Raw genomic sequence first — 13,538 nt, forward strand, 5'->3', positions numbered from 1 at the left:
GGTCAATCGTTGCCCCCACCGGTCGGGGCCGCCAATACCAGCGACCAGAACGGAGAATTAGAAGCGTCTGATGCTGACAGAACATACCATCGAAGTCCGTGTCCGTTATCAGGAAACGGACGCCCAAGGACGCGTCCATCACGCGAACTATATCACCTATTTCGAGCTCGCCCGGACAGAAATGTTGCGAGCTGGCGGATTCAACTACAAACGGATGGAAGAAGAAGGACTTCTGCTGGTTGTCCGCGATGTCCAGTGCCGCTATCACTTGCCCGCCGAATTCGACGATTTGCTGCTTGTTACGGTGAAAGCGGTAAAAGCAAAAGGAGCCCGGATCGAGCTCAACTACGAAATCCGCCGCGATGACGAAATGATCGTGGAAGGCAGTACCTTACTGGCTTGTATAACCCGCGAAGGCAAGCCAACACGGATTCCAGCAGTGCTACGCATGGATTAGCTGCTGGTCGATGATCCCCACAATTTGGGTGGCGACTTCCGGTTTACTGCCCGAGATACTCGCCACGACGGAGCCATCTTTGGCCAGAACCTCGACTTGGTTATCGTCGCTGTTCATGGCCTCAGGCCCGTTTAGCACCATCAAGTTGCAGCTTTTCTTTTCCAGCTTCACCAAAGCCCGGAATCGGCGGTCCTCGGTTTCCAAGGCGAAGCCAACCACCCAGCGGTCCCCCTTCTCGGCCCCGAGTGTCGCCACGATGTCGGGTGTTTCGATCAATTCCAAGACTAGTGGCTGCCCGGTCTTGCTGATTTTCTGGCCTTGGACAAACTCTGGTCGATAGTCACACGGGGCCGCAACGCCAATCAGCCCATCGCAACTCGCAAACTCTTCGCGCGCGGCTTCGAGCATCTCTTCCGTAGTGGTTACCCATTTCACGGCGGCTTTGGCCGGATAGGTTACCGTCACCGGGCCAGAAACTAGAACGACATCATGCCCGGCCGCCAACGCCGCTTCCGCCAAACTGCATCCCATTCGCCCACTCGATGCGTTAGTAAGGTAGCGAACAGGATCGATGTATTGCCGAGTCGGGCCCGAGGTAATAAGGATGCGTGCCATGATCTGCTGTGGAGGGGTATCGAAGGAAAATGATCGCTCCTTAATCGTACTGAGAACGCCTGCCAACGCTACCGGGCTACGGTCGCCCCCCTTCCCCACTAGCGTTCCACCGAAGACATCTTGACCCAGGTTTCGCATCGCCGTACCGTTGCCGCGCTTGTAAATCCGTACAAGATGGCTGCGTGTACGCGCCCGAAGCACAAGGAAACCCACCAATGGCAAGGAAGCTATTAACCAGCTTGATCGCAACGATTGTGTGCGTCACGGCTTGTGAAGAACCTGCCATGTCCGGCTGGCTCCTTTCTTCTGCCGCCAAAGAAAGCCGCACGACCGATCCCCCTTCGACTTACACGCCCAGTAGCTCGAAGAAAGAATCCTACCACGACAACGGCAGCGACAGCCTAGGATCGCTTGGCATAGAAGCGGTTAGCGGCGCTATGCTTCTTAGTCTGTATGCGACGGCAAACTCGGTGATTCCCCAGCGACGAACGATCATTTACACCCACAACAATGGGGAAGAAGAGACGATTAGTCTGCTTGGCCATTCTGAGTATTTTTCGGATTACCCCTACCAACACGACTTTGGTTACATGCTGGTGGGGGACGAATGGTACGGGATCGGCAAATTCAATTCGGTTCGTGCCTCGGTCGAATATGGGAGCGACTTCTCCGGTCTATCACGGATTGGCACGAAGGTGCTCGTTGAAGGCAATCGTCGCTGGGGGCTCGATACCCAGTGGGACGAATACTTCGAGAACGTTCCTGGCGGAGGCACTGACCAACTAACGCTGGGCGATATCAACGTGACGCTGCGTTACTTCCAGGCCTATCACGGCCAGCTACGCTTCGGCTTGGGTGCCAACATCCTGGCCGACGAGCAAGGCACCGAAGCAGGGATCAACTTCACCGGTGGCTACGACGCGTATCTCGGCAAGCCCTGGATCTGGTCGTCGGAATTCGACGTAGGAAAAGTGGGCTCTGCCGGCTTGTTTCGCTTTCGTACCACCGTTGGTGTGAACTGGAAACACATCGAAGCCTACACGGGGTTCCAGTACACCAATATCGAGGGGGCCGAGCTCAACGGCTTTGTTTCAGGCCTCCGAGTTTGGTTTTAACCAATTTATGTTGCCCAACACCCTGGTAAAGCAGTTGCTAGCACGCCATGATGGTGGTGAATTTTATATCGACTTTGACGATTACATCAATTAAGTGGAATTCCATGCGACGCTTCGCTCTTGTCTTATTGCTGGTCTTCTCTGCTTCGTCAGCGCGTGGCGGTGATATCTTCGTAAACAATGTGAGTGGCGATGACCGCAATACTGGCCTGAGTGACTCCGCTGCCAAGGGATCGGACGGGCCCACCTCCACCATTGCCAAAGCTTTGCGAATCGCGCGGAAGGGGGATCGAATTATTCTGGCCAACACAGGCGTCCCCTACAAAGAATCGATCTCGCTTCAAGGTGGCGACAACAGCGGCTGGGACTTTGCTCCCTTCGTGCTGCAAGGCAACGGTGCTGTGTTAGACGGAACTGCAGTCATTCCCATTGAAGCCTGGAAGTTTGTGCGAAATGATATTTATTGTTTTGCGCCAACCTATAAACAGTATCAACAGCTATACCTGAATGGCAAACCAGCTAAACGGGTCGTGTTAGAAAGTCGCGACGAGCTCGACAAGCTGGAGCCAATGACCTGGGACTTGGTCGATGGCATCATCTTCTTTCGCTCGGAACAGGACGTCGATCCAGGCAACTATCGCCTGAGCTATACGGCCCAGCGTACCGGCATCACGCTGTACGAAGTGCGGCATGTCCAGATTCTCGATCTGACCGTGCAAGGCTTTCAACTAGACGGCATCAACGCCCATAGCAACTGCTACAACACGCAACTTGTTTCGATCACCTCACGCGGCAACGGGCGCAGTGGCGTCTCAGTGGGAGGGGCCTCGAAAGTAACGATCGCTCGCTCGCTGCTGGGCGACAACGCCACGGTTCAACTGCGAGGGGAAGGTTTTTCCAAGACTACCGTGCTCGATTGTACGCTGCTAGAGAACACGGCACCGGCAACTTTCCACCAAGATGCCCGTATCGAAATTGATCGCCAAGAAGTTACCGATGCTCAAGCCGCGCAGACTGCTCAAACTCTTCGTCGGATTCCTCGGCCAGATGCTCCAGCGTCTGCTCTTCAGCGCTAACCTCGGCCATTGTCTCGTCGACTGTGGCTCGGTTCATCCAATAGAAGATCGCCCCGATAAACGCCAACCCAATGGTCAATACACGGAAGCCTAGGGCCACTGTGATTGCGCTAGCCCGAGTCATCTGCTCTGCCGGCACGCTGGTATAAAGTTCCGTGATCGCCAACTCGAGCGTTCCCATCCCACCAGGCGAAATCGGAATCGCAGCAAACACCATCGCCAAAGGTGTGATGATCAACATTTCCAACAAGCTGGGATGCACCTCAAATAACCCCGCCGCCAGGAAATAGGCTGCCAGCGAAAAGAAGGAATGAACTCCTAAACTTAAAACCGCAATAATCGCTAGATACTTGGGGTGCTGGCGATACATGCCAATCGCCGAAAAAAGCCGTTTGAATAAGCGGCCGAGCCTAGGAATCGATTCCAGGAACGTGCGCAAAGGGCCGCGCCAAAACCCCGGCATCAGCGCGACAGTAATCCCGATCAGCCCGGCAAACGATGCTCCGTGGACAAAGTAAACCACCGTTCGCACCGCCGGCTTGGCTGTTTCCAAGTCCAAACTAAGCGCTGCCAACGAAGTCACGACGAACAACGCATAAAGCCCAATCAAGCGATCCATGAAGATGGTCGAAACCGCCTCCGGGCGTTTCTCTGGGTTGGCCTTGGCCAGCATAAACCCTTTAAACAAGTCGCCACCCACTCCGCCGAGACCGACGAAATTCAACATGTACCCCAGAAAACCAAGCCGGAACGCGTCTTTCAATTGAAAGGGAATGCCGACCGAAATCACCAGCAAGTACCAACGAATAAACGTCAGAGAAAGTGCTGTTAAGGCACTACCAAACGCGAACCCAATGCTGGCCCAGTCGGTCTTACTACTGAAGATCTGACGAACCGCATCAAGGTTCTCTGGGTTGCTGGCGATCGTCCACAACAAATATGCGAGAATGCCGCCAGGGACCAGAAAACGAAGTATTGTGAGAAGGTATTTTTTCACGCAGAGAAGTTCCATTCCAACGATTACGATCCCCCAACGAAGGGCACTTACCCGCTAAGAAATTGATGGAAATCGTATCGTTAGTGTAACTTACCACCAATCTGACGTTACCGGTTATTGACACCTCTCGCCTGGATTGGTAATTTTAACCCTTCACTTGACGGCACTTATTGCCGATAAGGTAGAATGCATTGATCGTAGGGCCTTTGTGCTAAACGATTAGTGACCCAAATACGGGGGATTAGCTCAGCTGGGAGAGCGCTTGCATGGCATGCAAGAGGTCATCGGTTCGATCCCGTTATCCTCCACTTACGAAAAAAGCCTGAGGTGATTGCCTCAGGCTTTTTTAATGCGCGGATTGATTTGCTCTGGGGCTATCCAAAGAACAGCACGGCCAAGATTTGGACGGCCATGATTCGCAGGACCATGGTCAATGGATAGACGGCCGCATAAGTCACTGCCGGGGATTCTGCCTGGCAAATATTGGTCGCGAAGGTCAAAGCTGGCGGGTCCGTCATGCTTCCGGCAAACAAACCAGAGATCGCGACGAAGTTCATTCTCAGCACACAACGAGCAAACAAGCCAACCGCAAACAACGGAATCAGCGTCACCAAGGCCCCTGCCAACAACCATTGAAGGCCGATTGAACTGAAGACGACGCCAAAGAACTTCGGCCCTGCCATAAGCCCAACGCTGGCGAAAAATAAAGCAATACCGAACTCACGGATCGCCAAATTTGCGTTGCGTGGCATGTGCCAAACCAGGGGCCCAATTTGCCCTAGGCGACCGACCAGGATGGCCACCAGAAGTGGGCCGCCAGCCAAGCCTAGCCGAAGTGGTTCAGGCAACCCGGGAACGCTGATCGGCATCGTTCCCAACGCGATCCCGGCGGCGATCCCCGCAAAAAACGGCACGAAGTGAGTCGCATTCAGGGCATTCACCGAGTTGCCCAACAACGCACTGGCCCGCTTGATGTCTTCCTTGCGTCCCACCAGACGTACAACATCACCAAACTTCAAACGCAAGTCATGCACCGGGATTAGCTCAAGATCACCACGCACGATTCGCGTAACGACAACACCATGCTTTTGCTCGAGCCCCAGTTGTTCGATCGTTCTACCGAGTACTTCGGAATTGGTAACGATAACCTTACGATATTCAACCTTCCCGGGCAGTCTGGTTAGGTCTTCGTTAATCGCATGGCCGACCACTCGTTGGTATTGATCTAGGTGTTCTTGCGTTCCCACCGCCAAGATCGTATCTCCTTGGCTAAGCGTGGTACTGCTGGTGGCGATCTCGACTTCCGATTGCTGAGAGCGACGGATGCGCGAGACCGTTACCGGGCTTTCGATTCGCCCCGGTACCGATCCGATTGCTACGCCTTCCAAGTTTGGGTTATCGATGATAAACGTCCGCCGCGAGAGTGGCTCCACTTTATTCGCGTTGGCGGTCTCAAACTCTTTCGCCTCTGCCTGAGGATCGATTCGGAACATGCTTTTTAGCACTAGCAACGTACCAATGATTCCGACGACCGCGAATGGATAAGCCACGGCATACGCCATCGCAGGAAGCACCATCTGTTCTGGCGGGACATTCTCCATGCCTGACAAGGTCTGCTGTGCGGCACCGAGGGATGGGGTATTGGTCGTTGCTCCTGAGAACAAACCCAGCACGGCAGCTTCATCCAAGCCCATGATCCACCCCATGCCCACCGCCACGAGAGCCCCGAGGCTGACAATGGTTGCTGCCAGCAGATTCAACTGCAGACCCATTTTCCGTAGCGAAGCAAAGAACCCTGGTCCCAATTGCAAACCAATGCAAAACACAAACAAGACCAGGCCAAGCTCCTTGAGAAAGTCGAGCGTATGATGATCGATTGGCTTGCTGAAATTACCGACCAAAATACCTGCAAACAGTACGCCAGAAGTCCCCAGGCCAATTCCCTTAAACCGGAAGCTCCCCAACACCATGCCGAGCATACACACCAACGATATGACAGCGAATGCCTGCGCGGTTGGGTTGGTTTCGGCGAGTTGTAATAGCCAATTCATTTGACCTGTTCCCATCCAAGAAACGACTTCATCGACGTAAGGCTTCGAACATGAGCAACGATGAATCGGCCGCTAACGTCGATTCCATTGCGAGCAGTTCAATTTGCATGACCGGGGAATAGGTTCTTTATCGTCTGTCAGGCTGCTTGATGTTTTACCCGACATTACTTTTCTATCCAACGTATTCCCATGCAAGAATAGGTTGTATTCCTGGGCAATTTTTGCTTTACGCCTTGCGACTAGCTAATGGCCGATTGGGTCGCGCAATGCATGAGATTAAGGGCAAGGAGTTTCCACGCTGGAAACATGCCGATCTCTCTTTCCCCAGAAACAAGGGAGAAATTTTTTCTAACTTTTTTCACGCAGCCGTTTTTTAAACAGACCGCATTCCCCAGAAAACACCTTCTGCTGAGGAAATGAGAAAAACCTATTCACCGGATGCCCAACACGCGGAACCGTAGCGTTATGATCGGCATCGTTGATACCAATAATAAAAAAGTTGCGACCACGTATTGGCTTGCCATAACGTGGCGAACAATGTGGAAGACGACGCCACCAAACGCTAAGGAGCGACCAACGGAAGCCCCGGATTCGCAGAAACAAACGCAGAGGCTTAGCTTTTCTCTAGCAGGCCGCCACGAAAAGCCTATTCGCCCTTCAGCACCGACTTAGCCAGCTTCTTCACTTTCGGCCGACGCTGCTTGATGGTCTTTTCTGGAATCAGACCACGCATGGCATCAAGTTTGCCGAAGCACAACAAGCGGTCGCCAGGTTCCAAGGTGCGTTTTAGACGCGGATTAGGAATCACCGAAGTTCCGCGATAGAGCGTCAGTACGTTGATATCGTGATCAGGCAAGCCCGACTCGTCGATCGTTTTTCCACAATACTCAGACCCCTCGGGAATTCGTAGTTCGGTCACCCCATAACCACGGCTGACGGTCAAGCGTTGACGGATATCGATCTCGGGGAAATCAACCTGAGCCGCAATGTAGTCGACAATTGCGCCGGCAATGTCGAGCTTCGTACAGCGTTCGATTCCTTCCAAGCCGGGCGAGGAATTCACTTCCATAACTTGGGGACCACTTGCACTTTCCAGCATATCGACACCAGCTACTCGCAATCCCATGATCTGGGCGGCTCGCACGGCCGTTTCTCGATAGTTCTCATCAAGCTCTACCGGCTCTGTCGAACCGCCTCGATGAACGTTGCTGCGGAATTCGGCCCCCTGAGCTACGCGACGCATGGAGGCAACGACCTGGTCGCCAACCACGAAAGCCCGCACATCTCGGCCGCGACTCTCCGCGACGAACTTCTGCACCAACACGTTTTGGCGCGTGCTATGCAAGGTTTCGATGATCGCTTCGGCAATTTTCACCGAATCGGCCAGGATAACACCGACCCCTTGGGTTCCTTCGATTAATTTGATCACCACCGGTGCGCCGCCAACTCGCTCGATCGCAGGCAAAATATCGGCTCGATCGCGCACGAAGGTCGTTTGGGGAATGCCAATATGGTGCCGACTCAGGATCTGCAGGCTACGCAGCTTGTCGCGCGAGTTGGTAATGCCCGACGAGCTATTGGCCGGGAAGACATCCATCTGCTCGAACTGCCGCACCACCGCTGTACCAAAGTACGTAATCGAGGCACCGATCCGGGGAAGTATCGCATCGTAAGAAGTTAGCTGCTTCGAACGGAAATAGAGATCAGGCTCTCCCTGCTCTAAATCGATCGCAAACTTTAGCGTATTGAGTACTTTAACCTGATGCCCACGATCGATGGCTGCCTCGCGCAACCGTCGAGTGCTGTAGCAGTTGCGGTTGCACGATAGAATCCCTAACTTCATAACGTCGCATATCCATCTGGACAGAATTTGAAATATGCCACCCCCAAGGTGGCTGGACAGGTGGAAAGTGCGCTTCCCACTTGCGTCATGGTAGAGACATTTTGACGCGAGGCAACCGGAATGCTAGGTGGCATCCCGCTGAGACTTCTCAGAAGCACGCGATGCAGGAGCCCCATTGGTTGTTTTTTTGGGTTTCAGCCGCTTAGGAACTCCGGAAAGATACGAAGCTCCTGAATCGACAAGAAGTCGCCCCCGGATTGCCTCTCGCCCAATCAGCATCCGGAAGCCCATTGCATCGCGGTTGGCTAGTGTCAGTTCGATTTCCCAGTGCTCGCCTAGTACATCGACCGTTGTCAGAATTACTGGCCGCTTCGTGACATGCCCATTGGAACTTCGCACCTTGCGAAATTCCAGAATCTTGGCCATGGCGACAATCGGAGCATCCGAGCTACGTTGACGGGGATGCACTTTGAAACGGACCCACTGATGGCCGTCTCGTTCTTCATACTTCAAGTCGTAAGCATGCAACGAAGAAGAACGAGCACCGGTATCAATCTTGGCTTTCACTTTCGCGATGCCTAAATCGGGAAGCTGGACCCATTCTCGCCAGCCAATGATCGGAAGCTTGACCGGTTGTGCTTTAGACGGCATGCCTTACCCGTAAACCGTGGCTTAGTCGACAAAACAAGAGAGCCACCTCAAACGAGCGACTCAAGCTATTAAGATTGTAGGCGACCTGCGTTACGAGTAGTAGTCCGGCCCGTTCCAAGGCCGGACGGTTCCTACCCCAATGCGATAGCGCATCAGGACGGTTTGCGTATCTTGTAACGATTGACGCTTCACGGTGCGCCGTAGGAATTGACAATACATATCCCACGTCACGTTCTTGGCCATCGTTTCAAAATCGGCGAACAGGTTCTTGGCGTCATCCTCTACCGTGAAAATCCCAGGGGCGTTCTCGCGTTTAGCGTTTTGCGAACGAGACGCTTCGCTAGGATGCGAATCAAACAGGCCGCTTTTGCCCGATTTGCTCTCGCGCTGGACTTGCTCCATGATTGCGTCCGACATGCTGGCGATATGATGACGAACCAGCAAAGCGACATCGTCGATCATGACGTCACGCTCGGATAGTTGCGATATTTGCGATTGGGCATGCAGCCAAGCATATCCGGCCAACTGGATTCGCCAACTGGTCCGAGCGAACTCGTCACTGCCGGCTACTCTGGCCTCGTAACGGTCGGCGTCGTATTCCATCTCACGGAGCAGAAAACCACCCACCAACAGCCCCATATTCATTAGCAGTCGCAACAGTTGTCGCGAAAGCCAAACACAAGATCGGGCTGGCCAGGTCACGACCGCTAAGGGCAGAAATTCAGGACCGCAGACCATTTCCAAAGCCTTGTCCCACTCGTCTCGCTCGAAGACGACTCGGGCGAACCAATCGCTGATCGAACGAATAATAAAGGTCAGCCGCATGCCAGTACCTTGGCCAAAATGCCCAAACTCGTGGGCCAGCACCCCGGCGAACTGCCGCATTGTGAGCGAGGCAACCAAGGGAACCCCAATCGTTAAAACGAGGTCATTCCCCTTCCAAATGCTACGCAAGCCAGACCGAAAACTGGCCGACGCGTTCACGTCGTAGGTTACATCAATGCGGGTAGGAAAAGGGGCCCCAACTACATCACACACCCGCGATACAAACGCAAACATCATCGGGTCGCTTTGCGGAGTAATCGAACGCGTCCGGACGATATTAACAGGGCGAGCCAAGATTGGCTTGAGCAGGAAGAACACCACTACGCTGCCAATAACACCAATAGCCCCACCGACGAAAAATCGCCCAACCGCCATGCTTGCGCCCGGCAACAACCAATACTGTCCCTGCGAGAAGTACCAATAAATCGCATAAGAGATGCTGCCGACAAAGGTGAAGTAGACCAACGGCAGAGCAATCATCACCATGGCAACAACCAGAACGCCAAGCTTGTACGCCCAGGTTGTCTCGGTTTTGCTTATCGGCGGGCCGAACGCTTTCAGAATCCGTAACCCATCGGCAGGAAACTCCGGTGCCGAAATGGGCAGGCGTCGCTCGAAATGCTCCGACTTCTGCGATGGAGCGGGAAATGGTCGTTGAGGTGGGGCTTTCCACTGTTCGGTGGAACCACTTTCGGCCAGCCAATCGTTCGAATGTGCTGCCGCCCCCGTCTTATCGGTAGCTGCCCCCCCCGACGAAGACGGAACGACTAATTCCGCCTGGCATCGTGGACACCTGCGCCGTAAACCAGCTGCCTTGGCTGAAATTTTCAGCTTCTGATGGCAACCGTGGCAACGAAATTCAATTTTCATTCGACGGCTAACCTTGAACCGCTTAGGCCAGGCGCGACTGGGTAAAGCGGGAAAGGATATTGCGAATAACGATAAGATTAAGGGATTCCAGAGTTATCGGCTGGACTATTCGATCCGAAGCAACGTTACCTTACAAATTACTTCAGAGGAGAATAATCGACCGGACGCAAAATTTGGCGATCGACTTTGATCACGATTTTGCCGTCTTTTGTCGAACTCTCCCACAATTGTTGCCATTCCTGGTCATTGCGGAAACCTTCCCACGATTTTTTCATAGCGTCGGCGTCCTTATGGGCCACCACATAAATCAGCGTGTTGGGTTTATCCTGGGGGGTAAAGTAGGCGATGTTGGTCATGCCTTGCTTCTCGAAGAGCTTGAGTTCGCCCTCGCGAAATCGCTTAAGCAAAGCCGGCAATCGCCCTTCTGCAGTGGTATAGGTACGCAATTCGAATAGGCGAGGTTCCTCTGCCGATTCAAAATTCTGTGGGGAAAAGTCCGTTGCCTCCATATAAACGGCATCTGGCCGCTTGGACAGGATCTTGCCATCTTTTTCCGACTCAGCAGCAACTTTCTGCCATTCCGCATCTTCCCGAAAGCCGTTCCAACTGGCCTTTGCGGCATCGTTGTCGGCATGCGAAATGATGTAGACCAGGGTGTTTTCTTCTCCCTCGCCAACCGGTACCCAATAGGCATGGTTTTCTATGCCGTGCTTTTTGAAAAGCCGCGTCGTGTGATCGCGAAAACGGGCGTTTAGATTGTCGAGCTTGCCTTCATTGGTGGTATACGTTCGCAGCTCGTAAACACGTTCTTCAGCAACCGCTGGTGTCATCAAGCAATTGGCCACAAGAAGGCAAGCAGCAGCCCAGACAGGGAGCAAGGTAGAGTGCATCGTGCAAAAATCCCGAGAAGTGGAGGATGGACGAGGTGGGTTTTAGAAAGTTCCATTCTAATGACTTCAGAGCTTTTTTTCGCCAATATTTTATCTCAGTGTATGAACTTTTTTGTATCCCTATGGTATATCGCCCCCACCAGAGGGCTTGCGTAAGTGGTCAACAACGTCGTTCTGTCTTATGCTTACGCTTGCTCAAGTGGATCAGATAGCCGCCGGTTGCCTTCTTTTTGGAGGGCAACGGGAGGAAAGTCCGGGCTCCTCAGGACAGGGTGGTCGATAACGTCGACCGGTCGTGAGATTAGGGAAAGTGCCGCAGAAAACAAACCGCCTAAGTCCCCCTTGGGGGAACGGTAAGGGTGAAAAGGTGCGGTAAGAGCGCACCAGCAAGCGAGGTGACTCGCTTGGCTTGGTAAACCCCACCCGGAGCAAGGCAAACAGGCGGAAGGGTTGTTTGGCAACAGACAACACACGGGCTCGTCCGGCCCGTCAACCACTGCCGGGTACGCTGCTTGAGGCGTCGAGCAATCGCCGCCCTAGAGGAATGGCTATCCCCGCAACTTGTTGCGGGACAGAACCCGGCTTACCGATCCACTTGAGCTTTTTGCTGCGCCGCTCTCAAAAGGCTTCTGCTACAGCAACTTGCCCTGCCAAGTATCGCGGCGGACCAATTCGTCGTCGATCGCCCGCAGCACGGCCGACTTATCGAGGCACCAGCTGGGGCCAACAAAAAACTGCGGCGGGGCGTCACCAATGGTTCGCTCGACTAAAACATCTGAGGGAATACGTTCGAGAAAATCGACCAGTGTCTTGATGTACTCTTGGCGTTCCATCAGCGTTACTTCACCGGACTGAACCTGATCGGCCAGCTTGGTGTTCTTCACGCAGTACAGATTATGGATCTTGACTGAGTCGATATTCAGCCGCGCCACTTCAGCGGCGGTGGCCATCATGTCTTCATGCGTTTCGCCAGGCAGACCCAAAATCACGTGTAAACAGATTTCAAAGCCTCTTCCCCGGCTCCGCTCGATCGCGTCGATCGTAGCATCGTGATGATGCCCGCGGTTCATCCAATCGAGAGATTTGTTATGAATCGTTTGCATGCCGTACTCTACCGACATGAAGGTCCGCCCAGCGAACTCTTGTAAGAGATCCATCACATCTTCCGCCACACAATCGGGACGGGTACCAATGCTTAGCCCGACCACTTTTTCGTGATCGATTGCCTGTTCGTACAGCGGCCTGAGGCGGTCGACCGGAGCGTAGGTATTGGTCGCTGGCTGGAAGTAGGCAATAAAACGGTCAACTTTATAGCGACGTTTAAGCCGGGTTATCCCATTGGCCAACTGGTCGGTAATATCACGAATCGGCTCGCGGCGGCTGGGGCTAAAGCTCCGATTGTCACAAAACGTGCATCCCCCTTTCGCGACGGTGCCGTCAACGTTGGGGCAAGTGAATTTCGCATCGAGGCTGATCTTCTGGATTCGTTCGCCAAATCGCTTCCGAAGATACCAGCTGTACGCATAATAACGGAGTCCGGCATCTCGCCAGGTCGTTTTCGCCGTTGAAGACAAATCAATCTCTTCTGATGAAATGTTGACTCGTGTTAAGGAATTGATAGAGTGGACAATGCCGTATTCTTATCGATTTACGACTTATCTTCCAGGCACTAGCGGAACGAGGCACTTTTTATGAGCCAGAAATTTGGGGAATTGATCCCAGTTGGTGGGGGAGATCCAATCCCACTGCTAAAGAAAACCCTTCTCGTCGGTCGACGCGAAACGTGCGATGTCGTCCTTCGGTTTGCCAATGTTTCCAGCAATCACTGTCAGCTATACGTAAAGCAGGGTTACTGGTTCGTTGAAGACCAAAGCAGCCGCAACGGCACCAAGGTCAACGGCAAACGCGTACGAGAAACAGATAAACGCATCGATCCCGGCACAGTGATTGCCATCGCCAAACATGAATACGAGCTGCATTACGACCCGCTCGATCTAGGTGCCACCGGCCCTCCCCCTTCGGAAAACAATCAAGCCGAAGAGATCCTCAGCAAGTCGCTTTTAGAGCGAGCTGGCATCGGAACGACGCGTCGCAAGTCTTAATTGACGATCGAGTCGTCTTAAACCAAGATACGCTTGCCATGCCGTG

At 53.5% G+C, this 13,538-nt stretch carries 12 protein-coding genes, 1 tRNA gene and 1 other RNA gene; 6 read left to right on the forward strand and 8 right to left on the reverse strand.

The genetic code is table 11. From position 1 onward, the window contains the following. Positions 1-70: 70 nt before the first annotated feature. A complete protein-coding gene (locus DTL42_RS06140) occupies positions 71-457 on the forward strand; it encodes an acyl-CoA thioesterase (RefSeq protein ID WP_114367767.1) in 387 nt (128 codons plus the stop codon). Here the strand turns inward: DTL42_RS06140 and DTL42_RS06145 are convergent. Continuing rightward, positions 443-1,072 (reverse strand): phosphopantothenoylcysteine decarboxylase, encoded by a 630-nt coding sequence (locus tag DTL42_RS06145; RefSeq protein ID WP_114368027.1) that lies wholly within the window; start codon positions 1,070-1,072, stop codon positions 443-445. The genes DTL42_RS06140 and DTL42_RS06145 overlap by 15 nt on opposite strands. A gap of 215 nt (positions 1,073-1,287) precedes the next feature. Between DTL42_RS06145 and DTL42_RS06150 the strand changes: the two genes are divergently transcribed. Together DTL42_RS06150 and DTL42_RS06155 are read left to right on the forward strand one after the other, a co-directional pair. Continuing rightward, positions 1,288-2,187: a hypothetical protein gene (locus tag DTL42_RS06150; RefSeq protein WP_114367768.1), complete on the forward strand. Its 900-nt coding sequence runs from the start codon at positions 1,288-1,290 to the stop codon at positions 2,185-2,187. 104 nt (positions 2,188-2,291) lie between these two features. Continuing rightward, positions 2,292-3,263 (forward strand): right-handed parallel beta-helix repeat-containing protein, encoded by a 972-nt coding sequence (locus tag DTL42_RS06155; RefSeq protein WP_114367769.1) that lies wholly within the window; start codon positions 2,292-2,294, stop codon positions 3,261-3,263. Here the strand turns inward: DTL42_RS06155 and DTL42_RS06160 are convergent. After that, a complete protein-coding gene (locus DTL42_RS06160; protein WP_158545253.1) occupies positions 3,178-4,260 on the reverse strand; it encodes a lysylphosphatidylglycerol synthase transmembrane domain-containing protein in 1,083 nt (360 codons plus the stop codon). The genes DTL42_RS06155 and DTL42_RS06160 overlap by 86 nt on opposite strands. Before the next feature lie 235 nt (positions 4,261-4,495). Here DTL42_RS06160 and DTL42_RS06165 point away from each other — a divergent pair. Then, positions 4,496-4,568 (forward strand) — tRNA-Ala (locus DTL42_RS06165). Between the two features lie 66 nt (positions 4,569-4,634). Here DTL42_RS06165 and DTL42_RS06170 read toward each other — a convergent pair. From DTL42_RS06170 to DTL42_RS06190, 5 genes are all read right to left on the reverse strand, one after another. Then, positions 4,635-6,311 carry a putative transporter gene (locus DTL42_RS06170; protein WP_158545254.1) on the reverse strand — a complete coding sequence of 559 codons (1,677 nt, stop codon included), beginning with the start codon at positions 6,309-6,311 and terminating at the stop codon, positions 4,635-4,637. Positions 6,312-6,957: 646 nt separating this feature from the next. Next, positions 6,958-8,154 (reverse strand): RimK family alpha-L-glutamate ligase, encoded by a 1,197-nt coding sequence (locus tag DTL42_RS06175; protein ID WP_114367772.1) that lies wholly within the window; start codon positions 8,152-8,154, stop codon positions 6,958-6,960. Positions 8,155-8,277: 123 nt separating this feature from the next. Further along, complete coding sequence (locus tag DTL42_RS06180; protein WP_114367773.1) at positions 8,278-8,805, reverse strand: ATP-dependent zinc protease family protein; 528 nt, start codon at positions 8,803-8,805, stop codon at positions 8,278-8,280. Between the two features lie 90 nt (positions 8,806-8,895). Continuing rightward, positions 8,896-10,500, reverse strand: a complete 1,605-nt coding sequence (locus DTL42_RS06185; RefSeq protein WP_114367774.1) for a M48 family metallopeptidase — start codon at positions 10,498-10,500, stop codon at positions 8,896-8,898. Positions 10,501-10,637: 137 nt separating this feature from the next. After that, entirely contained in the window at positions 10,638-11,390 is a 753-nt protein-coding gene (locus DTL42_RS06190) for an NIPSNAP family protein (protein WP_114367775.1), read from the reverse strand. A 196-nt stretch (positions 11,391-11,586) separates the two neighbouring features. Between DTL42_RS06190 and rnpB the strand changes: the two genes are divergently transcribed. Further along, positions 11,587-11,992: RNase P RNA component class A (rnpB, locus tag DTL42_RS06195), an RNA gene on the forward strand. Positions 11,993-12,022: 30 nt separating this feature from the next. Here the strand turns inward: rnpB and DTL42_RS06200 are convergent. After that, the gene (locus DTL42_RS06200; RefSeq protein ID WP_234824088.1) at positions 12,023-12,964 is read right to left on the reverse strand and encodes a TIGR01212 family radical SAM protein; all 942 of its coding nucleotides are present in this window, start codon (positions 12,962-12,964) and stop codon (positions 12,023-12,025) included. A 117-nt stretch (positions 12,965-13,081) separates the two neighbouring features. On the opposite strand from DTL42_RS06200, the gene DTL42_RS06205 reads away from it, so the two are divergent. Further along, entirely contained in the window at positions 13,082-13,492 is a 411-nt protein-coding gene (locus DTL42_RS06205; protein WP_114367777.1) for an FHA domain-containing protein, read from the forward strand. Positions 13,493-13,538: the final 46 nt, after the last annotated feature.

This window comes from Bremerella cremea (assembly GCF_003335505.1).
GTDB lineage: Bacteria > Planctomycetota > Planctomycetia > Pirellulales > Pirellulaceae > Bremerella > Bremerella cremea_A.